The sequence below is a fragment of the Pseudomonas sp. URMO17WK12:I6 genome, assembly GCF_003253625.1.
In the GTDB taxonomy this organism is placed as follows: Bacteria; Pseudomonadota; Gammaproteobacteria; order Pseudomonadales; family Pseudomonadaceae; genus Aquipseudomonas.
In genome coordinates this window covers 67,883-92,349 of sequence record NZ_QKYZ01000005.1, presented here as the reverse complement: position 1 = coordinate 92,349, position 24,467 = coordinate 67,883, and the positions used below count along the sequence as shown (strand labels likewise).

The window sequence follows — 24,467 nt, the reverse complement described above, 5'->3', positions numbered from 1 at the left end:
ACAGACTGCCAGTTTGCCCGAGTGTTACGTCGCTGTCAGGCGATTGGGCCGCGCGGGTAGCGTTTGAGCTTTTCGATCAGCTCGGAGCCCGGGATCGGTCGGTCGAACAGGTAGCCCTGGCCGACGTCGCAGCGGTGGCGGCGCAGGAAGGCCAGTTGCTCGGCAGTCTCGATGCCTTCAGCCACGACCTTGAGTTTCAGGTTGTGGGCCATGGCAATCACGGCGGAAGTGATTTCCATGTCGTCCTGGTTGTCGGGGATTTCGTGGATGAAGCTTCGATCGATCTTGATGATGTCGATCGGGAATTTTTTCAAGTAACTGAGCGACGAGTAACCGGTGCCGAAGTCGTCCATCGCCAGGGTCAGGCCCAGACGCTTGAGCTGATCGAGCTGCAAGTGCGTGTCTTCGGTGGCTTCCAGCAGCAGGCCTTCGGTCAGTTCCAACTCCAGCAGGTTCGCCGGCAGCGCTTCTTCCTTGAGGATGTTGGCGATGGACGCCACCAGGTCCGGGTCGGAGAACTGCTTGGGCGACAGGTTGATCGCCACTTGCAGGTTGCCCAGGCCAGCGGCGGTCAGGTCTTTGCTCATGCGGCAGGCCTGACGGGCGATCCATTTGCCGATCGGGATGATCAGCCCGGTTTCTTCGGCCACGCTGATGAATTGGTCCGGGCGGATCATGCCTTTTTCCGGATGGTTCCAGCGCAACAGCGCTTCCATGCCCAGCAAGCGACCGCTGCGCAGGCACAGCTTGGGCTGGTAGAACACGTCCAGTTCGTTCTGGGTCAGGGCGCGGCGCAGGTTGTTTTCGACGAACAGTTTGTAGCTGGCCTCGGCATTCAGCGCTTCGGTGAACACTTGCACCTGGTGTTTGCCGTTGGCCTTGGCCTTGTGCAGCGCCAGGCCGGCGTTGCGCATCAGCGTCTGTGGGTCGCGACCATGCAGCGGCGCGCAGGCCAGGCCCACGGAGCCGGTGACGCTGATCAACTGGTTGTCGACGAACATCGGTTTGTCGAGGGTTGCCAGCAATTGATTGGCAACCTGCTGGCCCGCCGAGAGGTCAGTGTCGTCCAGCAGCACCGCGAATTCGTTACTGGCAAAGCGCGCCAGACTGCCGCTCGAACTCAGGCTGTTGCGCAGGCGCCGCGCCAGGCTGATCAGCAGTTTGTCGCCGGTCTGGTGGCCGAGGCTGTCGTTGATCCGCTTGAAATTGTCGATGTCCACCAGCAGCAGGCTGATGGGTGTATCGCTGTCTCGGGCGAAGCGCTCATCGAGGTTGCGGATGAACGCCGGGCGGTTGCCGAGGTTGGTCAGGTTATCGGTGTAAGCCAGGCGCTCGATTCGTTGCTGGGCGAGCTTGGTCTGGGTGATGTCTTCGTAGATGCCGATGTAGTGCGTCAGCTCACGGTTGTCGCCGTAGACCTTGGAAATCGACAACTGGCCCCAGTAGGGTTCGAGGTTTTTACGCCGGCTCTTGAACTCGCCCTGCCAGCTATTGCTTTTGGCCAGCGCGGACGGAGCGTCGAACAGCAGTTCGCTGAGGTTTTCCAGCGCCGGCAGTTCCGACAGCCGCTGACCGTGGACTTCCTCGGTGGTGTACTGGGTGATCGCGGTGAAGCTTGGGTTGACGTACTCCACCACGCCGTCGCAATTGACCAGCAGAAAGGCGTTGGCGCTTTGTTCCACCGCACGCTGGAACAGGTGCAGGGCGCTGGTGGCGGTACGGCGGTTGTGGTTGTTGATGACTTGGGCGAATTGATCCGCCAGTTCGCCGGCAAAGGCGATTTCGTCCGATTGCCAGGCGCGGGTCGCCCCGATCTGTTCCAGGCAGAGCACGCCGACCACCTGGCCATCGACACGGATGCTGGCGTCGAGCATGGCGTTGACGTCGCGCGGGCGCAAGTACTCGGCGATTTCCCGGGTGCGCGGGTCGCGCATGGCGTTGTGGGCGTCGATGGCGCGGCCGGTGTGCAAGGCCTCGAGGTAATCGGGAAAACCACTGGCGTCGATCGGCTTCGGCAGTTGGTGATTGCGGGTGACACGGTGATAGGCCGAGATCGGCGTCAGTAGCGAGCCATCGAGGTTCCACAGGCTGGCGCAGTCGATTTCATAGATGTCGCAGGCGCTGCGGGTGATCAGTTCGGCGGCTTCTTGCAGGGAGTTGTTGGTGCTATAGCGCTGGCGGGTCAGCAGCAGGATCAGGTCTTGCTGGGCGCGCACCCGGTCCAGGTGCTGCAGTTGTTCCTGCTGGGCACGTTGATTGAGTTCCAGGGCGATTTGCAGGCGTGAGTTCTGGGTTTCCAGATCCAGCGCCGGCAGCAAGGGTTCGCCGTCGAACAGGCCGTCCACCACCATCAGGTAGCCGCGCAGCAGGTGCCGATTGTGTTGTTTGTAGGCTTCGCCCAGTTCCAGCAGGCTCAGAACGCCGGCGGCGGTGTGCAAGGTGTAGCGGATCAGGTAATGCGGGCTTTCGGTGAGTTGCTGCTGGATCGTGTCATGCAGTTGATAGCGCGCTTCGGGCTCCATCAGGCTGGCGTAGGGCGAGCCGACCAGAGCACAAAGCTCCACCGCCGGCAGGCCGAACTGTCGTTCGCAATTAGGATCGAGAAACAGCAGCGCCCAGCTTGGTTCATTCAGCCGTTCGAAACGCAGCATGCCGAGCCGCGAGGGCACAGGCAACTGCGTCACTACCTCGGCCACCATACGGCTGGCGGCATCGGGTTGGCTTTTCATTGAAGGAAACTCGCTTCGAATATGCTGATCGCGCCGGGCTCTCGCCCTCTTTACTGTTGCCTGCGGCAAGGTTGCATCATTGCGACACCGACTGACAAGAGACATGAAGGCCAAGTGCTATAAGAATATGTCGGCAGGCGCACAGTTTTCTCCAGCGAGGCGTCAAAAAGTAATGTTGTGGGCCAAAAGATTGCAGCCCGTAGGGGCTGCCGAAGGCTGCGATCTTTTCGAGGGATCAACGAAATTTGATGCTGATCGACTGCAATGGCTTGCCATCCCGATCGTGATAATTGACGCGAACCTGCTCGGCCTCGACGATCAGATGCGCGAAGTTGTCCTGGCTGATCACCTCGCTGGTCAGTTCATGCCGATAGTCGCCTGCCGCTGTTCGGGCCAGGGCCTGATCGAGGATGAAGGTCGATGCCTTGGCGTACGGCAGCAGTTTGCTGTTGCACAACGGTGAAGACACGATGGTGTGGACTTCGAAATCCGGGTCCTCGCTGTGGGTCAGGCGACTGGTGAGGGAGCCGTGGACATCGCCGGAGATGAACAAGACGTTCTTGATACGGCGTGTACGAATCGTCTCCAGCAGCCGTAGGCGTTGCTCCGGGAAGGCTTTCCAAGCGTCATCACCGTGAAGTTTACGGTCGGGATAGAACATGACACTGGTGACCACGAATTTGACCCGGGCCGGGTTATTGATCAGCCATTTGAGCAGCGCCTGTTCCTGTTCTTCGTCAAGGATGCGCCGGTCGTTGGCCGACAGATTGCGTCGGGTTCGACTGTCGGTGACAAACCACCCGATATCACCCTCGGAGAACTGATACCAATACTTTTCCAGTCTTTTGCTTACTTTCCCATTGGCCAGCAGTTCATGCGTGGGGCTGTGACTGGCTTGATATAACTCATATGCTGCAATGGCGTTTTTGTATAAGTAATCATCGGCGTTACTTTTGTTGGCGGGCCAGTTGTCTTCTATTTCATGGTCGTCGAGGATCATGTAAGTCGGCATGCCCGACATTAACTTGGAAATATGAGGCTGCGAAAAGGCTGTGCGGTATTTTTTGAGAATGTCCTTGTATTCCCGGTCGGGGGCCACGAGGTTCAAGTCGTCGACGTAAATCTGATCGCCAGTCATCAGCATGGCACTGACGGGCGGTTCGGCGCTGTCCGCCAGGCTGTTGATCGAGGCAAAAATCCGGTCGCCCAACTGTGGGGCCGACGCAATGCCGGCGGTCATTCGCAGGTAACGACACGAGCCGACGATATAGGCCCGTGGCTGGCTGATTTTGCTGGACTGCGTGCGAAAGCGGTAAATCTCCCGTGGCCATTGCAGCGGCAGTTCCTGAACTGTCTCCACGGTATGCACCGGGCTCATGGGGCTGAACCAGCCTGCCTGGTACTCATAGTCGGTGTCGGTGACCAGGTCATTGAGTGCAATGACATCGGACATGTCGCGCAAGACGGACAGTTTTGCAAATACGCCTTTGGACCAGAGTTTCTCGCCTGTGCGTCGATAACGGATGCCCGCAAATACCAAGGCATCGTTCTGTAATTCACCGCGCAAGAAAATACGCGCATGGTTAGTTGTGGTATGGCCGATAATTGGGCCGACAGTTGGTTTGAACATGTTCGAATCCATTCGAGGTAGTGCTAACTAAGCAAATTAAGTCATCGAGGTTTCTATTAGAAATCTCCGAACTAAGCCTAGTTATTGGCTGGAGAAAAATATCGGGCAGAAGTGGACTGGGGTTGTAGGTGGCGTAAGCCTTAGATGTAGGAATAAGGCACGAAGAGGGTCAATCCCGTAGCAGCTGTCGAGCTTGCGAGGCTGCGTAGCAGTCGTCAAACCAGAACTTGCATTGCATCAGGCACACCGCGTCAGCCGGATTCATGACTGCTACGCAGCCGAACGCAGCCTCGCAAGCTCGACAGCTGCTACATAGGACGCTGAAACGCGGAGGGCTTTCTTCAGGGCAAAAAAAGCCCCGCCAAATCGACGGGGTTGAGGTACGAGCGTGGCGCTCGGAAAACGTGGAACGCGATTGGCCCCCCGTCAGGGGAGGGCCAGTCGGTGTTACAGCAGGATGGTGCGGATGTCCGCCAGCAGGTCGCTCAGACGCTTGGTGAAGCGTGCAGCAGCGGCGCCGTTGATCACACGGTGATCATAGGACAGCGACAGTGGCAGCATCAGTTTCGGCTGGAAGGCTTTGCCGTCCCAGACTGGCTGGATGGTTGCCTTGGAAACACCGAGGATCGCCACTTCCGGCGCGTTGACGATCGGCGTGAAGCCGGTGCCGCCAATGTGGCCGAGGCTGGAAATGGTGAAGCAGGCGCCTTGCATCTCGTCCGACGAAAGCTTCTTGGTCCGGGCTTTCTCAGCCAGGGAAGCAGCTTCGGCGGCCAGTTGCAGGAGGCTCTTCTGGTCGACGTTCTTGATGACCGGTACCAGCAGGCCATCCGGGGTGTCGACGGCGAAGCCGATGTTCACGTATTTCTTGCGGATGATCGCTTTGCCGCTTGGAGCCAGCGAGCTGTTGAAGTCCGGCAGTTCCTTGAGCAGGTGTGCGCAGGACTTGAGCAGCAGCGGCAGGATGGTCAGCTTGACGCCGGCCTTCTCTGCAACGGCTTTCTGGGCATTACGGAACGCTTCCAGCTCGGTGATATCCGCCGAGTCGAATTGCGTCACGTGCGGCACGTTCAGCCAGCTGCGGTGCAGGTTGGCAGCGCCGACCTGCATCAGGCGTGTCATCGGCACTTCTTCGATTTCGCCGAAGCGGCTGAAGTCTACGACCGGAATCGGCGGGATGCCCGCGCCGCCGGTTGCACCAGCTGCAGCGGCCGGAGCTTCCTTGGCCTTCTGCATCATGGCCTTGACGTAAACCTGAACGTCTTCCTTCAGGATGCGACCGTGCGGACCGCTGGCGCCGACAGCGCTCAGCTCGACGCCGAACTCGCGAGCCAGTTGACGCACGGCAGGGCCGGCGTGAACTTTCGCGCCAGGCTTGGCAGGAGCAGTAGCCGGGGCAGCAGGAGCGGCGGCAGCCGGAGTGGCAGCGGCAGGCGCTGGAGCACTCGGCGCGGCAGCGGCAGCCGGAGCCGGGGCTGCAGCAGGTGCCGCGCCTTTGACTTTCAGCTTCAGGATCAGGTCGCCGGTACCGACTTCGTCATCCAGCTTGATGGAAATGCTTTCCACCACGCCAGCGGCAGGCGATGGGATTTCCATGCTCGCCTTGTCGGATTCCAGGGTGATCAGCGACTGATCGGCGGCAACAGTGTCGCCAGCCTTGACCAGTACTTCGATGATCTTGGCCTTGCCAGCCGAACCGATGTCCGGGACGTGAATGTCCTGAACGCTGTCGGCAACCGGTGCAGCCGGAGCCGCGGCGGCTGGCGCCGGAGCAGCGGCAGCAGGCGCAGCAGCCTGGGCAGGAGCGGCAGCAGCAGGGGCCGCAGCACCCGCCACTTCCAGATCCAGAATCAGGTCGCCCGTGCCGACTTCGTCGTTGAGCTTGACGCTGATGGCCTTGACCACGCCAGCGGCGGGCGAAGGGATTTCCATGCTGGCCTTGTCGGATTCCAGGGTGATCAGCGACTGATCAGCCTCGACGGTGTCGCCGACCTTGACCTGGATCTCGATGATCTGGGCCTTGCCCGACGAACCGATGTCCGGCACGTGCACTTGCTGGATGCTGGCAGCAGCCGGCGCGGCAGCAGGCGCCGCCGGCGCAGGTGCGGCAGCCGGTTTGGCTTCAGCTTTGGCTGGCGCAGCGGCCGCCGCAGGGGGCTGTATAGAGGCTGGGGCAGCGGCACCTTCGACTTCCAGTTCCAGCAGTTCGTCGCCTTCTTTCAGGCGATCGCCCAGCTTCACTTTCAGGCTCTTGATAATGCCGGCCTTAGGCGCAGGCACTTCCATGCTCGCCTTGTCCGATTCCAGCGTCAGGATGCTCTGATCGGCTTCGATACGGTCGCCGACCTTCACAAACAGTTCAATTACTTCACCTTCACCGCTGCCGATGTCAGGTACGCGAATGAGTTCGCTCACAGAGTGTCTCCTCAGCAGTCCAGTGGGTTGCGTTTTTCCGGGTTGATGCCGAACTTGGCGATGGCTTCAGCCACCACTTTAGGTTCGATGTCACCACGGTCAGCCAAGGCTTCCAGGGCTGCCAACACCACGAAATGACGGTCTACTTCGAAGAAGTGACGCAGCTTCTTGCGGCTGTCACTGCGGCCGAAACCATCGGTGCCCAGGACTTTGAATTCCTTGGACGGGACCCACTGACGAATTTGTTCAGCGAACAGCTTCATGTAGTCGGTAGAGGCAATGACCGGACCTTTACGGCCGTTCAGGCACTCTTCCACGTAGCTCAGCTTAGGCTTCTGGCCAGGGTGCAGACGGTTAGTGCGTTCAACGGCCAGGCCATCGCGACGCAGTTCGTTGAAGCTGGTAACGCTCCATACGTCGGCGCCGACGTTGAACTCTTCACGCAGGATCTTCGCCGCTTCACGGACTTCACGCAGGATGGTGCCGGAGCCCATCAGCTGAACGTGGTGCGCCGCTTCGCGGGTGTCTTCCTCGAGCAGGTACATGCCTTTCTTGATGCCTTCTTCGGCACCGGCCGGCATGGCTGGCTGCTGGTAGGACTCGTTCATTACGGTGATGTAGTAGAAGACGTCCTGTTGCTCTTCGGTCATCTTCTTCATGCCGTCCTGAATGATCACCGCCAGCTCGTAGCCGTAGGTTGGATCGTAGGTGCGGCAGTTCGGGATGGTCGCGGCCAGCAGGTGGCTGTGACCGTCTTCGTGTTGCAGGCCTTCACCGTTCAGGGTGGTACGGCCGGCGGTGCCGCCGATCAGGAAACCACGGGTACGGCTGTCGCCAGCGGCCCAGGCCAGGTCGCCAATACGCTGGAAGCCGAACATCGAGTAGAAGATGTAGAACGGCAGCATCGGCTGGTTGTGGCTGGAGTACGAAGTACCGGCAGCGATGAAGGAGCTCATGGCGCCCGCTTCGTTGATGCCTTCCTCGAGGATCTGGCCCTTCTGGTCTTCCTTGTAGAACATCACCTGGTCTTTATCGACTGGCTCGTAGAGCTGACCGACGGAGGAGTAGATGCCCAACTGACGGAACATGCCTTCCATACCGAAGGTACGGGCTTCGTCCGGGATGATCGGTACGATGCGCGGGCCGATTTCCTTGTCCTTGACCAGTTGCGCGAGGATCCGCACGAAGGCCATGGTGGTGGAGATTTCGCGGTCGCCCGAGCCGTCCAGGATCGCCTTGAGGGTGTCCAGTGGAGGGGTCGGGATGTTGAAGCTCTTGGCGCGACGCTGAGGCACGAAACCGCCCAGTGCAGTACGGCGCTCGGCCAGGTAGCGGGCTTCGGCGCTGCCTTCTTCCGGTTTGAAGAACGGCAGGTTCTCCAACTCTTCGTCCCTGACCGGAATGTCGAAACGATCGCGGAACAACTTCAGGCTGTCGACATCGACTTTCTTGGTGTTGTGCGCAGTGTTTTTCGCTTCGCCGGCACCGGTGCCATAACCCTTGATGGTCTTGGCCAGGATGACGGTCGGTTGTTCCTTGTGGTTGACCGCTTCATGGTATGCCGCGTAGACCTTGTACGGGTCGTGGCCGCCACGGTTGAGCTTCCAGATCTCGTCGTCGGACAGATCGGCAACCATCGCCTTGAGTTCTGGCGAGTTGAAGAAGTGTTCACGCACGAACGCGCCGTCTTTGGCTTTGTAGTTCTGGTACTCGCCGTCGATGACTTCGTCCATGCGGCGTTGCAGGATGCCGTCGACGTCCTTGGCCAGCAGTGGGTCCCAGAAGCGGCCCCAGATGACTTTGGTCACGTTCCACTGAGCACCGCGGAACACGCCTTCGAGTTCCTGGATGATCTTGCCGTTGCCGCGAACCGGGCCGTCGAGGCGCTGCAGGTTGCAGTTGATGACGAAGATCAGGTTGTCCAGCTTTTCGCGGCCGGCCAGGGAGATCGCGCCCAGGGATTCCGGCTCGTCGCACTCGCCGTCGCCCAGGAAGCACCAGACTTTCTGTTTGCCTGGCTGGATGAAGCCACGGTGTTCCAGGTACTTCATGAAGCGTGCCTGGTAGATCGCCTGGATCGGGCCCAGACCCATGGATACGGTCGGGAACTGCCAGAAGTCAGGCATCAGCCATGGGTGTGGGTAGGACGACAGGCCCTGACCGTCGACTTCCTGGCGGAAGTTGTTCATCTGGTCTTCGGTGATGCGGCCTTCCATGAATGCACGGGCGTAAACGCCTGGCGAGGTGTGGCCCTGGAAGTAGATCAGGTCGCCGCCGTGTTCGTCGGTCGGGGCCTGGAAGAAATAGTTGAAGCCGATGTCGTACAGGGTTGCGCTGGAGGCGAAGCTGGAGATGTGACCGCCCAGGTCAGAATCTTTCAGGTTCGTGCGCATCACCATGGCCATCGCGTTCCAGCGTACCAGCGAGCGAATGCGGCGTTCCATGAACAGGTCGCCAGGCATGCGTGCTTCGTGGGTAACGGGAATGGTGTTGCGGTATGGCGTGGTGATGGCGTAAGGCAATTGCGAACCGCTACGGGTTGCGAGTTCGCCCATACGGGTCATCAGATAGTGAGCACGGTCTTCGCCTTCTTTGTCGAGAACCGATTCCAGGGCGTCCAGCCATTCCTGGGTTTCGACGGGATCGAGGTCTTGCATGGCTTGCTCCAGGGCGGAAAGGCTTCCAGAATCGGTTGCCTGAGTTTGCGACTGGCCTTGTGGGCAGACGATATAAATTCTTGGATTGCCGATAGGTTGTTCCGGCGGCGTGTAGTTTTACTACAAATCTTCGGGCATTTCAGCCTTTCGAATGTATAGACGAGTAGTAAAACTACAGATGATTGGCTTGTGGCCTCCGGCTGCGTTGTGAGAATAATCGTTAAGGTTGGTCTTTTGCCAATCGAAAAAGGTGGAAGCTTGATGATCGCTGCCAAAAAAAAAGAAATTTCAGCTATTTCTAACCTTTGTTCGACAGTCAGTCGCGTAGCGTGTTTTCACGAATCACTACATGCAGCCCTTCACACGCCGATCAAGGATAGACCATGAGCCTCCCTTCGCTTGCCGAACTGCCCGATGGGCTCCTGCCGTTAGTCACCCGCGCCGAGCAGTCGTTTCGTACGACGGTCGGGGTCCTTCCCGATGACCATGGCCTGTCTGCCTGGACGCCTGAGCGCTGGGCGCAATTTGCCCGCGTCGCCGCTGCCAGCGATTTTGTGATTGAACAGAGTCTGCGTGACCCTTTGATGTTGCTGGAACTGGTGCAGTCCGGCGAACTGGACCGCGCCTTGGCACCGGGCGAGTTGTGCGCACAGATCGCCATGGCGGTGAGCGCCGCCGAAACCGACGACCAGCTAGGCCGTGCCCTGCGCCGCCAGCGTAATCGTCACCAGGTGCGGATCATCTGGCGCGACCTGACTCGCCAGGCCGATCTGGTGCAGACCTGTCGCGACCTCTCGGACATGGCCGATGCCAGCATCGATCAGGCCTATCAGTGGTTGTACTCGCGGCATTGCCAGCAGTTCGGTGTGCCCACCGGGCGGCGCAGCGGCGAGCCGCAGCAGATGGTCATCCTCGGCATGGGCAAGCTCGGCGCGGTGGAGCTAAACCTGTCGTCGGACATCGATCTGATCTTTGCCTACCCCGAGGGCGGCGAAACCGTCGGCGTGAAACGTTCGCTGGATAACCAGGAGTTTTTCATTCGCCTCGGCCAGCGTCTGATCAAGGCGCTGGACCCGATGACTGTCGACGGTTTCGTGTTCCGCGTCGACATGCGCCTACGGCCTTACGGTTCGTCCGGCGCTCTGGTGCTGAGCTTCAATGCGCTGGAACAGTATTACCAGGATCAGGGTCGCGACTGGGAACGCTACGCGATGATCAAGGCGCGGGTGGTGGCTGGCGATCAAGTGGCTGGCGCCCAGTTGCTCGAGATGCTGCGGCCGTTCGTTTACCGGCGTTACCTGGACTTCTCGGCTATCGAAGCGCTGCGCACCATGAAGCAGTTGATCCAGCAGGAAGTCCGGCGCAAGGGTATGGCCGACAACATCAAGCTTGGCTCTGGCGGCATCCGTGAAGTCGAGTTTATCGCCCAGGCCTTCCAGCTGATTCACGGTGGTCGCGACCTGAGCCTGCAGCAGCGTCCTCTATTAAAAGTACTGAGCACCCTGGAGGGGCAGGGCTATCTGCCGCCAGCGGTGGTCAGCGAACTGCGCCAAGGCTATGAATTCCTGCGTTACACCGAGCACGCGATTCAGGCAATTGCCGACCGCCAGACCCAGATGTTGCCGGACGGCCCGCAGGATCAGGCGCGCATTGCCTTCATGCTCGGGTTTGCCAACTGGACGGCATTCCACGAACAACTGATGTACTGGCGTGGCCGGGTGGCCTGGCACTTTGGTCAGGTGATTGCCGATCCCGATGAAGAGCAGGGCACCGAGAGCGAAGTGGTGGTCGGCGGGGAATGGCTGCCGCTGTGGGAAGAAGCCCAGGACGAAGAAGCCGCGTGCCGCCAGCTCGAAGAGGGCGGTTTCGCCGATGCCTCCAAGGCGCTGAAAGCATTGGCCAGTCTGCGCAGCAGTCCGCAATTGCGTGCCATGCAGCGCCTGGGGCGGGAACGCCTCGATGCTTTTATACCGCGCTTGCTGGCTCAGGCCGTGGAGCACGCCAATCCCGATCTGGTGCTGGAGCGCGTGCTGCCACTGGTTGAAGCGGTGGCGCGGCGTTCCGCCTATCTGGTGCTGCTGACCGAAAACCCCGGTGCGCTGCGCCGTCTGCTGACACTGTGCGCGGCGAGCCCGTGGATTGCCGAACAGATCACGCGCTTCCCGTTGCTGCTCGACGAATTGCTCAACGAAGGCCGGCTGTTCAAGCCGCCGCTGGCGCCGGAGCTGGCGGCCGAGTTGCGCGAGCGTCTGACGCGGATTCCCGAAGACGACCTCGAACAACAAATGGAAGCCCTGCGGCATTTCAAACTGGCGCACCGCTTGCGTGTCGCAGCTTCGGAAATTGCCGGTAGCCTGCCGTTGATGAAAGTCAGCGATTACCTGACCTGGCTTGCCGAAGCGATCCTCGAACAAGTGCTGGCCCTGGCCTGGCGCCAGACGGTGGCCAAGTACGGTACACCGCTGCGCACCGATGGCAGTGTGTGCGACCCTGGATTCATCATTGTCGGTTACGGGAAAGTCGGCGGTCTGGAATTGGGGCACAGTTCGGACCTGGACCTGGTGTTCATCCATGACGCGGATCCGCAAGCGGAAACCGACGGCCCGAAACCCATCGACGGCGCACAGTTCTTTACCCGGCTCGGGCAGCGGATCATTCACTTGCTGACGGCTCAGACCAACTCCGGTCAGCTATATGAAGTGGACATGCGCCTACGGCCGTCCGGTGCTTCCGGTTTGCTGGTGAGTTCATTGGGCGCGTTTGCCCGGTATCAGGAGAACGAGGCCTGGACCTGGGAGCACCAGGCGCTGGTGCGGGCGCGGGTGCTGGTGGGTAGTCAGGATGTCGGCCAGGCATTCGAGAAGGTTCGCGCGACGGTATTGGCCAAATCGCGGGACTTGTCGACCTTGCGCCAGGAGGTCAGCGAGATGCGCGCCAAGATGCGCGATAATCTCGGCAGCAAGAGCACTGCGGCGGGCACGGCGGCAAATGCCTTCGAGGCCACGGCGCCGTTCGATCTCAAGCAGGACGCTGGAGGTATCGTCGATATTGAATTTATGGTGCAATACGCGGCTCTGGCGTGGTCTGAAACACATCCGTCATTGCTGCGCTATACCGACAATATCCGCATTCTGGAAGGGCTGGAGGAGGAAGGGTTGATACCCGCCGAAGACGCCAGCCTGTTGCGTGAGGCTTATAAAGCCTACCGCTCCGCCGCTCACCGGGAGGCCTTGCAGAAGGATGCCGGTGTGATACCGGGCGACCAGTTCGCGGATGAGCGACGGCAGGTCATGCGGATCTGGCGTGAGCTGGGGTTAAGCTGACATGAGTGTGGCAGGCTTTTGTGGCGAGGGAGCTTGCTCCCGCTGGAGTGCGAAGCACTCCCATATCAGATTGTGCGGTCCGCCAGATTAAAACGCAGTGGCAGTTTTGGTGCTGCTTCGCAGCCCAGCGGGAGCAAGCTCCCTCGCCACAGAGGGTTATGCTAACTAACATGGATGTGTATTAAATTTATTCGACGAGCCCCTGCCGGCTCGTCCAAATGACCTGGCGGCTCACCCCGCAGGTGCTGGATTCTCGAGGCGGGGAGGCGTATGCCTCCCCGGTTCGTTTTTGGAAACCACATGAAAATTCTGATCGTTGGGCCCAGTTGGGTCGGTGACATGGTGATGGCGCAGACACTTTTTCAGTGTCTCAAACAACGCCACCCGCAGTGCGAAATCGACGTGCTGGCCCCCGAGTGGAGCCGGCCGATCCTCGAGCGCATGCCCGAAGTACGCCAGGCCTTGAGCTTCCCGCTCGGCCACGGCGTGCTGGAACTGGCGACGCGTCGGCGCATCGGTAAATCCCTGGCCGGTCAGTACGACCAGGCCATCCTGCTGCCCAATTCGCTGAAATCGGCCCTGGTGCCGTTTTTTGCCGGCATCCCGAAACGCACCGGCTGGCGTGGCGAGTTCCGCTACGGCCTGCTCAATGATGTGCGCACGCTCGACAAAGAGCGTTATCCGTTGATGATCGAGCGCTTCATGGCCCTGGCCTTTGAGCCTGGCATCGAGCTGCCGAAACCTTATCCACGGCCGAGCTTGCAGATCGATCCGGTGACTCGCGACGGCGCACTGGCCAAGTTCGGCCTGGCCCTTGACCGTCCAGTGTTGGCGCTGTGCCCTGGCGCCGAATTTGGCGAGTCCAAGCGCTGGCCGTCCGAGCACTATGCCAAGGTCGCCGAGGCGAAGATTCGTGAAGGCTGGCAAGTCTGGCTGTTCGGCTCGAAAAACGATCACGCGGTGGGCGAAGACATTCGTGGGCGGTTGATTCCGGGGCTGCGTGAAGAGTCGGTAAACCTCAGTGGCGGCACTTCCTTGGCCGAGGCCATCGATCTGCTGTCCTGCGCCGACGCGGTGGTCTCCAACGACTCGGGCCTGATGCACGTGGCTGCCGCGCTGAACCGCCCGTTGGTGGCGGTGTACGGCTCGACGTCGCCGGGTTTCACGCCACCGCTGGCCGAGCATGTCGAGATCGTGCGCCTGGGCATCGAATGCAGTCCGTGCTTCGATCGCACCTGCCGTTTCGGTCATTACAACTGCTTGCGCCAGCTCATGCCCAAAGCGGTGAACGAAGCCTTGCAGCGGTTGCTGGGCACTGTGGTCGAGGTCAAATAGTTTGCGGGTACTGTTGATCAAGACTTCTTCGCTGGGCGACGTGATTCACGCGTTGCCAGCGTTGACCGATGCGGCGAGGGCGATCCCCGGCATCAAGTTCGACTGGGTGGTGGAAGAAGGTTTCGCCGAGATTCCGACCTGGCACCCGGCCGTGGGCAAGGTGATTCCGGTGGCGATCCGTCGCTGGCGCAAGAACATCTGGCAGACCATCAAGAGTGGCGAGTGGAAGCGCTTCAAGCAAAGCGTTCGTGCGACGAAATACGACTTGGTGATCGATGCCCAGGGCCTGCTGAAAAGTGCGTTGCTGACGCGCTATGCCAAAGCGCCGGTGGCCGGGCTGGACAAGAATTCGGCCCGCGAACCGATCGCCGCGCGCTTCTATTCCCGGCGTCTGGCCGTGGCCCGTGGGCAGCACGCGGTTGAGCGAGTGCGTCAGCTGTTCGCAGTGGCCCTGGGTTACGACCTGCCCAAAGGCCTGGGTGATTACGGCCTGAACGTCGAGCGGCTGGTGGAATTGCCGCGCAAGAATCCGTACGTGGTGTTTCTCCACGGCACCACCTGGGACACCAAGCACTGGCCCGAAGCCTATTGGCGCGAGCTGGCCGAGCGGGTGGGTTATCTCGGCGTGGCGGTGAAGCTGCCATGGGGCAACCCGGTCGAAAAAGCCCGCGCCGAGCGCATCGCCAAAGACATGAAACACGTCGAAGTGCTACCCAGGCTGAACCTGGCGGGTGTCGGCAAAGTCCTGGCCGGCGCGCAGGCGTGCGTGGCGGTGGACACCGGCCTCGGTCACCTGGCTGCGGCGCTGGACGTGCCGACCCTGTCGCTGTTCGGCCCGACCAATCCGGGCCTGACCGGCGCCTATGGCAAATCGCAGATTCACATGGCCAGCGACTTCCCTTGCGCACCGTGCCTGCAAAAGAAATGCACCTATCAACCGACGGCCGACGATGCCCGTCGGTTTGACCTGAAACGCGAGTGGCCCCTGTGCTTCACGCGTCTGAATCCCGAGCGTGTCGCGAGCCGACTGAGCACGTTGTTACTGGCTGAGGAGCTGCGCTGATGCAATTGGCATTTGTCCTGTACAAGTACTTTCCCTTTGGCGGCTTGCAGCGTGACTTCATGCGCATCGCCCTTGAATGCCAGCAGCGCGGCCATCAAATTCGTGTCTACACGTTGATCTGGGAAGGCGACATCCCGCCGGGCTTCGAAGTGTTGGTGGCGCCGGTCAAGGCGTTCTTCAATCATCGGCGCAACGAGAAACTCACCGAATGGATGGAGGCCGATCTGGCCAAGCGCCCGGTGGATCGCCTGATCGGTTTCAATAAAATGCCGGGCCTGGACGTTTACTACGCCGCCGACGGCTGCTTCGAAGACAAGGCGCAAAACCTGCGCAACTCGCTGTACCGTCGCTGGGGCCGCTACCGGCACTTCGCCGAGTACGAGCGCGCGGTGTTCGCCAAAGATGCCAAGACCGAAGTGCTGATGATTTCCGAAGTCCAGCAGCCGCTGTTCATCAAGCATTACGACACACCGCTGGAGCGCTTCCATTTGCTGCCACCGGGCATTGCCCAAGACCGTCGTCGCCCCGCGAACGCGGATGAAATTCGCGCCGGGTTCCGCGCCGAATTCAACCTGAAGGACGATGAGCTGCTGCTGGTGCAGATCGGTTCCGGGTTCAAGACCAAAGGCGTGGACCGTAGCCTCAAGGCACTGGCCGCGCTGCCCGCCGAGCTGAAAAAACGCACCCGGCTGTTTGTAATTGGCCAGGACGACCCCAAAGTATTCCAATTGCAGAGCGCCACATTGGGGCTCGGCGACAACGTGCAATTCCTCAAGGGCCGCAGCGATATCCCGCGCTTCCTGCTCGGTGCCGATCTGCTGATCCACCCGGCGTACAACGAAAACACCGGGACGGTATTGCTTGAAGCCCTGGTAGCCGGTTTGCCGGTGTTGGTGAGCGCGGTGTGTGGGTATGCCCATTACATCGCCGAGGCCGACGCGGGTCTGGTGCTGGACGAACCCTTCGATCAGGCGCAACTGACTCAGTACCTGACCGGCATGTTGAACGACACTGATGCACGGGCGGCCTGGAGCCGCAACGGTCTGGCCTTCGCCGAGACGGCCGACCTCTACAGCATGCCGCAGCACGCGGCCGATGTGATTCTGGCGGAGCACGCTTAATGAAGTTGATGCTGGCTGAACCGTTCAAGAGCCTCTGGGCCGGACGCGACCCGTTCGCCGAAGTCGAGGACCTCAAGGGCGAGGTGTACCGCGAGCTCGAAGCGCGCCGGACACTGCGAACTGAAGTGGACGGCCACGGGTACTTCGTGAAGATCCACCGGGGCATCGGCTGGGGTGAGATTTTCAAGAACCTGCTGACCGCCAAGCTGCCGGTGCTGGGCGCGGGCCAGGAGTGGAAGGCCATTGAGCGCCTGCAAGAAGTCGGCGTGCCGACCATGACTGCCGTCGCTTATGGCGAAAAGGGCAGCAACCCGGCGGATCAGCATTCGTTCATCGTCACTGAAGAATTGGCGCCCACCGTCAGCCTTGAAGATTTCAGCATCGACTGGGTCAAGCACCCGCCGGAGCCAAAGCTCAAGCGCGCGCTGATCGCCGAAGTCGCGCGCATGACCGGCATGATGCACCGCGCCGGGGTCAACCATCGCGACTGCTACATCTGCCACTTCCTGCTGCACACCGATAAGCCGGTGACCTGCGATGACCTCAAGTTGTCGGTGATCGACCTGCACCGCGCCCAGGCCCGCCCGACGATTACCCGGCGCTGGCGCAACAAGGACCTGGCGGCGCTGTATTTTTCGGCGCTGGAGATCGGCCTGACCCGTCGCGACAAACTGCGTTTCCTCAAGGGGTACTTCCAGCAGCCCCTGCGCCAGATACTGGTTGAGGAAGCCGGGTTACTGGCGTGGCTCGAAGGCAAGGCCAACAAGCTCTACGAGCGTAAACAGCGCTACGGGGATGCGCTCTGATGTCGGGTTGGACACTGGAGCCGGCTTACAGCGATCTGGCAGAAGATTTCGGCAGTCTTGATGCGGTGTTTGCCCTCGAGGGCGAGCAACTGACCCATGATCCGCTGTCCGAAGTTATTCGCGTCCAGCGCAAAGGCGTCAACTATTACGTCAAACGCTACGTCAGTGCCGGCAAAGGCCTGCGGCGCTACCTGGGCAAACCTCGGGTCAAGGCCGAATGGCAGAACCTCAAGCGTTTCGCCAAGTGGGGCATTCCCACCGCAGAGGTTGTGGCCTGGGGGTTGGAGCGGCACGGTGTGACGTACGCCCGTGGGGCAATGATCACCCGCGAACTGCCGCATACCGAAGACTTGTCGGTCCTGGCTAATCGGCATGATCCGAAACTGGCGGATCGCGCCTGGGTTGATACCGTCAGTCGCCAATTGGCCGGTTACACCCGGACCATGCACGACAACCGTTTCACTCATAATGATTTGAAGTGGCGCAACCTGTTGGTCGACGATGAGGCCCGGCTGTTCCTGATCGATTGCCCCAACGGCGATTTCTGGCGCGGCTTCTGGCTCAAATACCGCATCACCAAAGACCTGGCCTGCCTCGACAAGGTCGCCAAGTATCACCTGTCGGCGACCCAGCGCCTGCGCTTTTACCTGCAATACCGCCAATGCGCCCGGCTCGATGCCGCTGACAAGAAACGCATTCGGCACGTGGTGAGATTTTTTGAGGGGCGCGAATGACTGATTTTCTGGCTGCTGAAGACCGCGCGCTGTTCGAGCGTCATGGTCTCGGCACCTTCGACGCGCTTTGGGCCAAACAGCTCGACGCGGTGGACGAGCCCAATACCGGTCGGGGTGGCTGGAGCAGTGTGTTTCGGCTGGATCTGGACGGTCATGGCTACTACCTCAAGCGCCAGAGCAACTACCTGACGCGCTCCCGGCATTCGCCCTTTGGCGAGCCGAGTTTTGCCCGTGAATTTCGCAACATCAGTCGTTATCGGGCGCTGGGTATTCCGGCGCTGCAGGCGGCGTTTTTTGGTGAGCGCAAGGTCGATGGCGAAGTTCGGGCGATTCTGCTGACTCACGCACTGGACGGTTGGGATGATCTGGATTCGCTGTTGCAGCGCTGGTCGGAGCTGAGCGCGATACAGCACTCGGCCATTCTCAAGGCCTGTGGGCAACTGGCGCGACGCCTGCACGGCAGGCGCCAGGTCCACGGTTGCTTCTACCCCAAGCACATTTTTCTTCAGGCCACCGGCGACGGCTATCAGGCGCAATTGATCGACCTGGAAAAAACCCGGCCGCTGTTTTTCGGCCGGCGTGATCGGATCAAGGATCTGGAGCCGCTGCTGCGTCGGGCGCCGGAATGGAGCGACAGCCAGCTGCGCGAATTGTTGGCGGTTTATCTGGATCAGCCGCTGAACAGTTCGCGGGTGGACCGTTGGGTATCGCGCCTGAGTGCGCGGCGCAGTAACAAGGAGACGCGTTGATGCGTTTGTCCGAGCTGAAAAACGCCGGCCGCAGCCCGAGCCTGCCGCTGAGTATTCCACTGGCCGATGCCGCGGGGCCTGCCGATTTGCAGTTGCTGAGTCTGCTGCGGGTGTTGCCGGGACAGCGTTATGTTGGGGCTGGCGTCTGGCGCGGCCGGCCGGTGCTGGCCAAGTTGTTGGTCGGTGGCAAAGCGGCGCGGCATTTTCAACGCGAACTGGACGGTGTGCGTTTGCTGGCCGCTCAGGGGCTGACTACGCCGTTGTTATTGGCCGATGGCCTCAAGGACGGCGAGGGCGGTTGGCTGTTGTTCGATTTCCTTGAGGGTGCCGAGAGCCTGGGGGATGCCTGGAAGCAGGTCGAACACTTGCCCGCATTGGCGGATGAACAATCCGCGGTGCTGGCTGAGGCGTTGGGCGCCATCGGCCAACTGCACAGCAAAGGCCTGTGGCAGGAAGACCTGCACCTGGACAACCTGCTGCGCCATGGCGGTCAGTTGTATTTGATCGATGGCGCCGGTATCTGCGTCGAGACGGCGGGCAAGCCGCTGTCGCAACAGAAAGTCCTGGAAAACCTCGGGGTGTTCTTCGCCCAGTTGCCCAAAGTGCTGGAACCCTTCACCGAAGAGTTGCTGGTGTATTACCTGCTGAGTAATGGCGAACACGCGTTGCCGATGGAGGCGTTGCAAAAACAGATCGACAAGGTCCGTCGCTGGCGTTTGAAGGACTTTCTGATCAAGGTCGGCCGCGAATGCACGCTGTTCAGCGTCCAGCGTGGTGCGTTCGGCTTGCGGGCGATTCGCCGTGAGGAAGAGGCGGCGATGCTGCCGGTGCTGGCACAGGCCGACGCCTTGCTCGATCAGGGGCATCTGTACAAGACCGGCGGCGCGGCGAGCGTCGGCAAGGTCGAGGTGGCCGGGCGCACATTGGTGGTCAAGCGTTACAACATCAAAGGCTTTACCCACTGGCTCAAGCGTTTCTGGCGCCCGAGCCGCGCCTGGCACTCATGGCGCGAAGGCAATCGCCTGGCGTTCCTCGGTATTGCCACGCCAAAACCATTGGCGTTGCTGGAGAAGCGTTTTCTCTGGCTGCGCAGCCGGGCGTACCTGGTGACCGAGTATTTGCCGGGGCCGGACATCATCGAGCGCTTCGCGCCGTACGTTGAGAGCGGGGACGCGCCAGAGGCTGAGCTGCAGGCTCTGGATTACCTGTTCGCCGAGCTGATTGGCGAGCGGATCAGCCATGGCGATTTCAAGGGCCATAACCTGTTCTGGCAACAGGATCGCTGGGCGCTGATCGACCTGGATTCGATGTGTCAGCATGGTTCGCTCAGCAGCTTTGCCCCTGCGTATGCGCGGGATAGGGCGCGGTTCATGCGCAACTGGCCCGAGAGCAGTGCGCTGTACCAAGTGATTGATCAGCGTCTGCCCAAAGATATTTCTAGCGCTGCTTGACGCGGGTCTTCGACGCCATCGCGGGCTTGCCCGCGATGGCGCCAGATCAGTCTCCCGAGAACTGGCGGACAAGTTCTTGTGAATCGTCCTACATGATCTGCAGAACCCATGAACTGTGCCCTGAATAGCCGCGATGCTAGTTTGCCTGACGTTCTCGGAGGGCAGATTTTGACGATAAAAATGGCTGTGATGTTGAGCTCTTTTTCACTGGCGCTGTCTGGCTGCGGGACCGCTGTCACGGTGCTGCAGGATGACGAAGACGCCGCTCGTGGCCTCAGAAAGCAAAAGACCTACTGTCAGTCCATTCCTCGCATCTACAGCGGTCTGGCTCACGACTTTTGTCTCCTGCACGCGCCGCCCGATCCCACGGGTATTCTGGTGCCGTTCGTATTGCTGGACTTGACCCTTTCGGGTGTATTCGACACGGTTTTCTTGCCCTATACGATTTACCGGCAAGCTGCCGACGGAAACATCAGGATTTACTGGCGGCCGGGTCGCGGATGAGCAAAGGCGAACGCTTGGGCTCGACGTCATCTTCACGGCGCCGATAAGGGCAGGGTCATTCCCGCCACGTTTACGCTATAATCCCGCCCTTTAGCTGTCTCTCGCCCCTTGCGAGGGCACATTAATTTTTGAGGCGCGTTGCGCCTGCATGCAGACTAAAGAGGCTAGACCCCTGTGGCATTGACGATTCTTGGCCTGTCCGGCGCCCTTAGCCATGATCCTTCCGCAGCCTTGTACATCGACGGCAAGCTGGTCGCGGCGGCTGAAGAAGAGCGTTTCGTGCGCGATAAACATGCAAAGAACCGCATGCCTTACGAATCGGCGAAATTCTGCCTCGAGCAGGCGGGCATCAAGCCATCCGACGTTGACGTGGTGGCGATTCCATTCGCGCCAATCAGCCTGTTCGGCAAGGCTCGCTGGCACTACGCCAAGCGCTACTGGTACGCCCCGGACCGCGCCCTCGACGCGATCCTGATGGGTAACCGTCGCTACAAGCGCTATCGCAACAAGATTGTCTGGTGCCTCGAGCAATTGGGTTTCGATCCGAAAAAGATCAAGATCGAGCCGGTCGAGCACCACTTGGCTCACGCCTCCAGCGCCTACCACTGCTCCGGTTTCAAAGAGAAAACCGCGATCCTGGGGATCGACGGCAAGGGCGAATACGCCACGACTTTCTTCGGTTATGGCGAAAACGGCAAGATCCACAAGATCAAGGAATTCTTCGATCCGGACTCCCTCGGCGGCCTGTACGGCGCGATCACCGAGTTCCTCGGCTTCGAGATGCTCGACGGTGAGTTCAAGGTCATGGGCATGGCGCCGTACGGCGACGCCAGCAAATACGATTTTTCGCGCCTGGCCTCGTTCGAAAACGGCGAACTGGTGATCAACACCGACTACGCCAACGTCATCGGCCTGCGTCGTTATAAAGAGAAGGGCAAGGGTTTCTACTTCTCGCCGAAGCTGATCGAGTGGCTGGGTCCGAAACGTGAAGGCGACATCGCCGACGAACCCTACATTCACTACGCCGCTAGCATGCAAGCGCTGTTCGAGAAACTGGCGTTGCAGATGATCGACCATTACCTGGGCGATGTGCTCAAGGAAACCGGCAAGCTGGCCTTCGCCGGTGGTTGTGCGTTGAACGTCAAGCTGAACCAGAAGATCATTGCCCGCGACGACATCAAAGAACTGTTCGTCCAGCCTGCGTCCGGCGATGCCGGTACCGCGGTGGGTGCAGCGGCTTATGTGTCTCATGCCCGTGGTGTACCGGTCGAGAAGATGGAACACGTCTACCTCGGCCCGTCCTACAGCAATGAAGACGTGATCGCGGCCTGCGCCCGTCACGCCGACAAGCCAAAGTGGCGCAAGCTCGACAATATGCCGGAGCAGATCGCCAAAATCATGGTCGATGGCAACCCGGTGGCTTGGTTCCAGGGTCGCATGGAGTTCGGTCCGCGTGCCTTGGGCGGTCGTTCGATCATTGGCTGTCCGAGCGTGGCCGGCGTGGCGGACCGTATCAACCATCAGATCAAGTTCCGCGAGCGCTGGAGGCCTTTCTGCCCGTCGATGCTCGACACCGTTGCGCCGCAAATGATCAAGATCGATCACCCGGCACCGTTCATGACCTTCACCTTCGAAGTGGCTGAAGAGTGGAAAACCCGCGTACCGGAAGTCGTCCATGAAGACGGCACGTCCCGGGCCCAGGTGCTCAAGCGCGAATACAACCCGCGCTACTACGACATGATGAAGGCGCTGGAAGTACTGACCGGCAACGGTGTGTCGCTGAATACTTCGCTCAACCGTCGTGGCGAGCCGATGATCTGCTCGCCGACCGACGCCTTGAACATGTTCTTCGGTTCCGACCTGCAGTACCTGATCATGGAAGACATTCTGGTGGTCAAAGAAGGTGCGGACGCTTATGACTCGCTCGGCTGAACGCCATGTGCTGCAGTTCTGTCACGGCTATGACGGGCCGTTTCTGGACTGCGCCCGGCAGTACGCCAGCCTGTTCGCGGGGACCGGTTATCGCGTGACCACGGTGTTCCTGACCGGGGCAGCAGATAGCCAAGTCGCCGCGAACTGTGCGTCCGACGAGGTGCTGTTCATGGAGTACAGCTCCAAGGCCATTCGTGGCCTGAAGCTGGGCGCCATCGGCGATCTGCGAAAGATCGCCGCATCGCGCAACTTCAGTTTCTGCATCGCTCACCGTTTCAAACCGATCTACATCGCCCTGCTCGGCACTTCGTTGCCGGTGATTGGCGTGCATCACGCGTTTGGTGATTACCAGCGCCGCACCCGCAAACTGTTCGCGCATATTTTCCGTAAACGCCTGAGCCTGCTCGGCGTCTCCGATGCGGTGCGTGACGACATGCGCCGTTGCTTGCCGAAATGGCCGCAGGCGCGGATTCAGACGCTCTATAACCGGATTGATGTACAGGCGTTACAGGCCAGTCAGGTGTCGGTTCGCGAGGCCCGGGAAACCCTCGGTCTGTCGATGGATGCCTGGATTGTCGGCAACGTCGGGCGCCTGCATCCGGACAAGGATCAGACTACGTTGTTGCATGGTTTTGCCACGGCATTGCCGGGGTTGCCGGCCAACAGTCAGCTGGTGATTCTGGGCAGCGGTCGGCTGGAGCAGGACCTCAAGGCCCTGGCGCGTGAACTGGGTATTGGCGATCGCGTGCTGTTCCTCGGCCAGGTGCCCGAGGCGCGTCGCTACTTCCGCGCTTTCGATGTGTTTGCCTTGAGTTCCGATCATGAACCGTTCGGCATGGTATTGCTGGAGGCCATGGCCGCCGGTGTGCCGTTGCTCGCCACCGCGTGTGGTGGCGCCAGGGAAGTGGTCGAAGGAGTGGGCATTCTATTTCCGCTGGGCGATGCCGGGCACCTGGCTCAAGGGCTGCAACATCTGGCCGCGATGGACGAGCAGCAACGCCGCCAGTGCGCCGAGCTGATGTTCGACCGCTTGCGTGAGCGCTTCTCCGATCGCGCGGTGCGCGATGCTTTCTGGCATTTGCCGCACGTTACCGAACTGGCACCGAGGGGCTGATGCTCAACCGATTTCAAGGCTGGCGCGAGCGTGGCTGGGTGCAGGTCGACGCCTCGACTTATGCACAAACCTGGCAGCGTTTTGGCGGCAGCGTCGCGACTCATCCTCTGGTGGTCGAACGTCTGGCACATTTGGCCGACATCCCGGTGCGTTACCTGGCTTGGGAGCAGGACGGCGAAGTGAAAGCCGCCATCCCGACCTGGGGGCGCGACCTGGCGCTGTCCAAGGACGTGCTCAAGCGCACGGGTAAAAAGGGCCTGTTCGACCTCGGCAATGCCGAACTGATTCTGCCGGCCGCCGCCGATGCCCAGGCACCGTTGCGCCATCGGGGGCGTTACCTGTCGGCGCTGAGCGAAGGTCGTTTTACCGGTATCAAGCTGCAGACAGAACAACTGGCGCTGGCCCGTACGCCTGAAGAATTGTCGAAAAAGTTTCGCTACAACCAGCGCCGCGAGTTGCGTCTGCTGGAAGAGGCGGGCGGCGTGGTGCGGCCGGTTACCGAGTTTTCCAGCAGTGAGCTGGCGGCGATCTATTGCGACCTGTTCCAGCGTCGCTGGGGCTTTCCGGCCACCGGTGCCGAGCGCATGGGCGAGGTGATCGAGTTGTTGCGCGAGTTGCTGATCGGCTCGGTGATTTTCCTCAACGACGCACCGATTGCGACTCAACTGGTGTACCGCGTCGAGGCGCCGGAATGGATCAGCATCGAATACGTCAACGGCGGTGTCGATCCCGAGACCCGCGAATTCAGCCCGGGCAGCGTGCTGAGCTTCCTCAACACCCAAAGCGCCTGGGAACATGCACGCGCGTTGGATAAACCCCTACGGTTTTCCTTTGGTCGAACCGACCGTGAGTACAAGGACCGTTGGTGCAATTCTGTGCCGGTCTTCACGGTATGAACCAACCC

General features: G+C 60.5%; 16 protein-coding genes. 12 read left to right on the top strand and 4 right to left on the bottom strand.

Annotated features, from left to right (window positions below; all coding sequences use genetic code 11):
- Positions 1 to 35: 35 nt before the first annotated feature.
- The 4 genes from F475_RS10935 to aceE all read right to left on the bottom strand — a co-directional run bounded on the left by F475_RS10935 (position 36) and on the right by aceE (position 9,431).
- Entirely contained in the window at positions 36 to 2,729 is a 2,694-nt protein-coding gene (locus tag F475_RS10935) for a bifunctional diguanylate cyclase/phosphodiesterase (RefSeq protein ID WP_111453902.1), read from the bottom strand.
- Between the two features lie 235 nt (positions 2,730 to 2,964).
- Entirely contained in the window at positions 2,965 to 4,359 is a 1,395-nt protein-coding gene (locus tag F475_RS10930; RefSeq protein ID WP_111453901.1) for an alkaline phosphatase D family protein, read from the bottom strand.
- Positions 4,360 to 4,806: 447 nt separating this feature from the next.
- On the bottom strand, positions 4,807 to 6,774 hold the full coding sequence (aceF, locus tag F475_RS10925; protein ID WP_111453900.1) for a dihydrolipoyllysine-residue acetyltransferase: 1,968 nt from the start codon (positions 6,772 to 6,774) through the stop codon (positions 4,807 to 4,809).
- Between the two features lie 11 nt (positions 6,775 to 6,785).
- Positions 6,786 to 9,431, bottom strand: coding sequence for a pyruvate dehydrogenase (acetyl-transferring), homodimeric type (gene aceE, locus F475_RS10920; protein ID WP_018928562.1), 2,646 nt, complete (start codon positions 9,429 to 9,431; stop codon positions 6,786 to 6,788).
- Positions 9,432 to 9,814: 383 nt separating this feature from the next.
- Between aceE and glnE the strand changes: the two genes are divergently transcribed.
- The 12 genes from glnE to F475_RS10860 all read left to right on the top strand — a co-directional run bounded on the left by glnE (position 9,815) and on the right by F475_RS10860 (position 24,459).
- Complete coding sequence (gene glnE / locus F475_RS10915) at positions 9,815 to 12,754, top strand: bifunctional [glutamate--ammonia ligase]-adenylyl-L-tyrosine phosphorylase/[glutamate--ammonia-ligase] adenylyltransferase (RefSeq protein WP_111453899.1); 2,940 nt, start codon at positions 9,815 to 9,817, stop codon at positions 12,752 to 12,754.
- 300 nt (positions 12,755 to 13,054) lie between these two features.
- Positions 13,055 to 14,089: a lipopolysaccharide heptosyltransferase II gene (gene waaF / locus F475_RS10910; protein WP_018928560.1), complete on the top strand. Its 1,035-nt coding sequence runs from the start codon at positions 13,055 to 13,057 to the stop codon at positions 14,087 to 14,089.
- 1 nt (position 14,090) lies between these two features.
- Positions 14,091 to 15,152, top strand: a complete 1,062-nt coding sequence (waaC, locus tag F475_RS10905; RefSeq protein WP_007939663.1) for a lipopolysaccharide heptosyltransferase I — start codon at positions 14,091 to 14,093, stop codon at positions 15,150 to 15,152.
- A complete protein-coding gene (locus F475_RS10900; RefSeq protein WP_018928558.1) occupies positions 15,152 to 16,273 on the top strand; it encodes a glycosyltransferase family 4 protein in 1,122 nt (373 codons plus the stop codon). Before waaC ends, F475_RS10900 begins: the two co-directional genes overlap by 1 nt.
- Entirely contained in the window at positions 16,273 to 17,079 is an 807-nt protein-coding gene (gene rfaP / locus F475_RS10895; RefSeq protein ID WP_018928557.1) for a lipopolysaccharide core heptose(I) kinase RfaP, read from the top strand. The genes F475_RS10900 and rfaP overlap by 1 nt, the downstream gene beginning before the upstream one ends.
- Complete coding sequence (locus tag F475_RS10890; protein ID WP_018928556.1) at positions 17,079 to 17,813, top strand: lipopolysaccharide kinase InaA family protein; 735 nt, start codon at positions 17,079 to 17,081, stop codon at positions 17,811 to 17,813. Before rfaP ends, F475_RS10890 begins: the two co-directional genes overlap by 1 nt.
- Entirely contained in the window at positions 17,810 to 18,562 is a 753-nt protein-coding gene (locus F475_RS10885; RefSeq protein ID WP_064615984.1) for a lipopolysaccharide kinase InaA family protein, read from the top strand. Before F475_RS10890 ends, F475_RS10885 begins: the two co-directional genes overlap by 4 nt.
- Entirely contained in the window at positions 18,562 to 20,013 is a 1,452-nt protein-coding gene (locus F475_RS10880) for a lipopolysaccharide kinase InaA family protein (RefSeq protein ID WP_064615985.1), read from the top strand. Before F475_RS10885 ends, F475_RS10880 begins: the two co-directional genes overlap by 1 nt.
- Positions 20,014 to 20,181: 168 nt before the next feature.
- Positions 20,182 to 20,517 (top strand): YceK/YidQ family lipoprotein, encoded by a 336-nt coding sequence (locus F475_RS10875; protein ID WP_081626544.1) that lies wholly within the window; start codon positions 20,182 to 20,184, stop codon positions 20,515 to 20,517.
- 174 nt (positions 20,518 to 20,691) lie between these two features.
- Positions 20,692 to 22,449, top strand: coding sequence for a carbamoyltransferase (locus F475_RS10870; protein ID WP_018928552.1), 1,758 nt, complete (start codon positions 20,692 to 20,694; stop codon positions 22,447 to 22,449).
- The gene (locus F475_RS10865) at positions 22,433 to 23,563 is read left to right on the top strand and encodes a glycosyltransferase (RefSeq protein ID WP_018928551.1); all 1,131 of its coding nucleotides are present in this window, start codon (positions 22,433 to 22,435) and stop codon (positions 23,561 to 23,563) included. Before F475_RS10870 ends, F475_RS10865 begins: the two co-directional genes overlap by 17 nt.
- On the top strand, positions 23,563 to 24,459 hold the full coding sequence (locus F475_RS10860; RefSeq protein WP_111453898.1) for an antimicrobial resistance protein Mig-14: 897 nt from the start codon (positions 23,563 to 23,565) through the stop codon (positions 24,457 to 24,459). Before F475_RS10865 ends, F475_RS10860 begins: the two co-directional genes overlap by 1 nt.
- Positions 24,460 to 24,467 lie beyond the last annotated feature (8 nt).

Excerpts from the sequence above, each read along its gene's own strand:
- F475_RS10935 (WP_111453902.1), bottom strand. The coding sequence starts at position 2,729 with ATGAAAAGCCAACCCGATGCCGCCAGCCGTATGGTGGCCGAGGTAGTG.
- F475_RS10930 (WP_111453901.1), bottom strand. The coding sequence starts at position 4,359 with ATGTTCAAACCAACTGTCGGCCCAATTATCGGCCATACCACAACTAAC.
- aceE (WP_018928562.1), bottom strand. The coding sequence starts at position 9,431 with ATGCAAGACCTCGATCCCGTCGAAACCCAGGAATGGCTGGACGCCCTG.
- glnE (WP_111453899.1), top strand. The coding sequence starts at position 9,815 with ATGAGCCTCCCTTCGCTTGCCGAACTGCCCGATGGGCTCCTGCCGTTA.
- waaF (WP_018928560.1), top strand. The coding sequence starts at position 13,055 with ATGAAAATTCTGATCGTTGGGCCCAGTTGGGTCGGTGACATGGTGATG.
- F475_RS10900 (WP_018928558.1), top strand. The coding sequence starts at position 15,152 with ATGCAATTGGCATTTGTCCTGTACAAGTACTTTCCCTTTGGCGGCTTG.
- rfaP (WP_018928557.1), top strand. The coding sequence starts at position 16,273 with ATGAAGTTGATGCTGGCTGAACCGTTCAAGAGCCTCTGGGCCGGACGC.
- F475_RS10890 (WP_018928556.1), top strand. The coding sequence starts at position 17,079 with ATGTCGGGTTGGACACTGGAGCCGGCTTACAGCGATCTGGCAGAAGAT.
- F475_RS10885 (WP_064615984.1), top strand. The coding sequence starts at position 17,810 with ATGACTGATTTTCTGGCTGCTGAAGACCGCGCGCTGTTCGAGCGTCAT.
- F475_RS10880 (WP_064615985.1), top strand. The coding sequence starts at position 18,562 with ATGCGTTTGTCCGAGCTGAAAAACGCCGGCCGCAGCCCGAGCCTGCCG.
- F475_RS10865 (WP_018928551.1), top strand. The coding sequence starts at position 22,433 with ATGACTCGCTCGGCTGAACGCCATGTGCTGCAGTTCTGTCACGGCTAT.
- F475_RS10860 (WP_111453898.1), top strand. The coding sequence starts at position 23,563 with ATGCTCAACCGATTTCAAGGCTGGCGCGAGCGTGGCTGGGTGCAGGTC.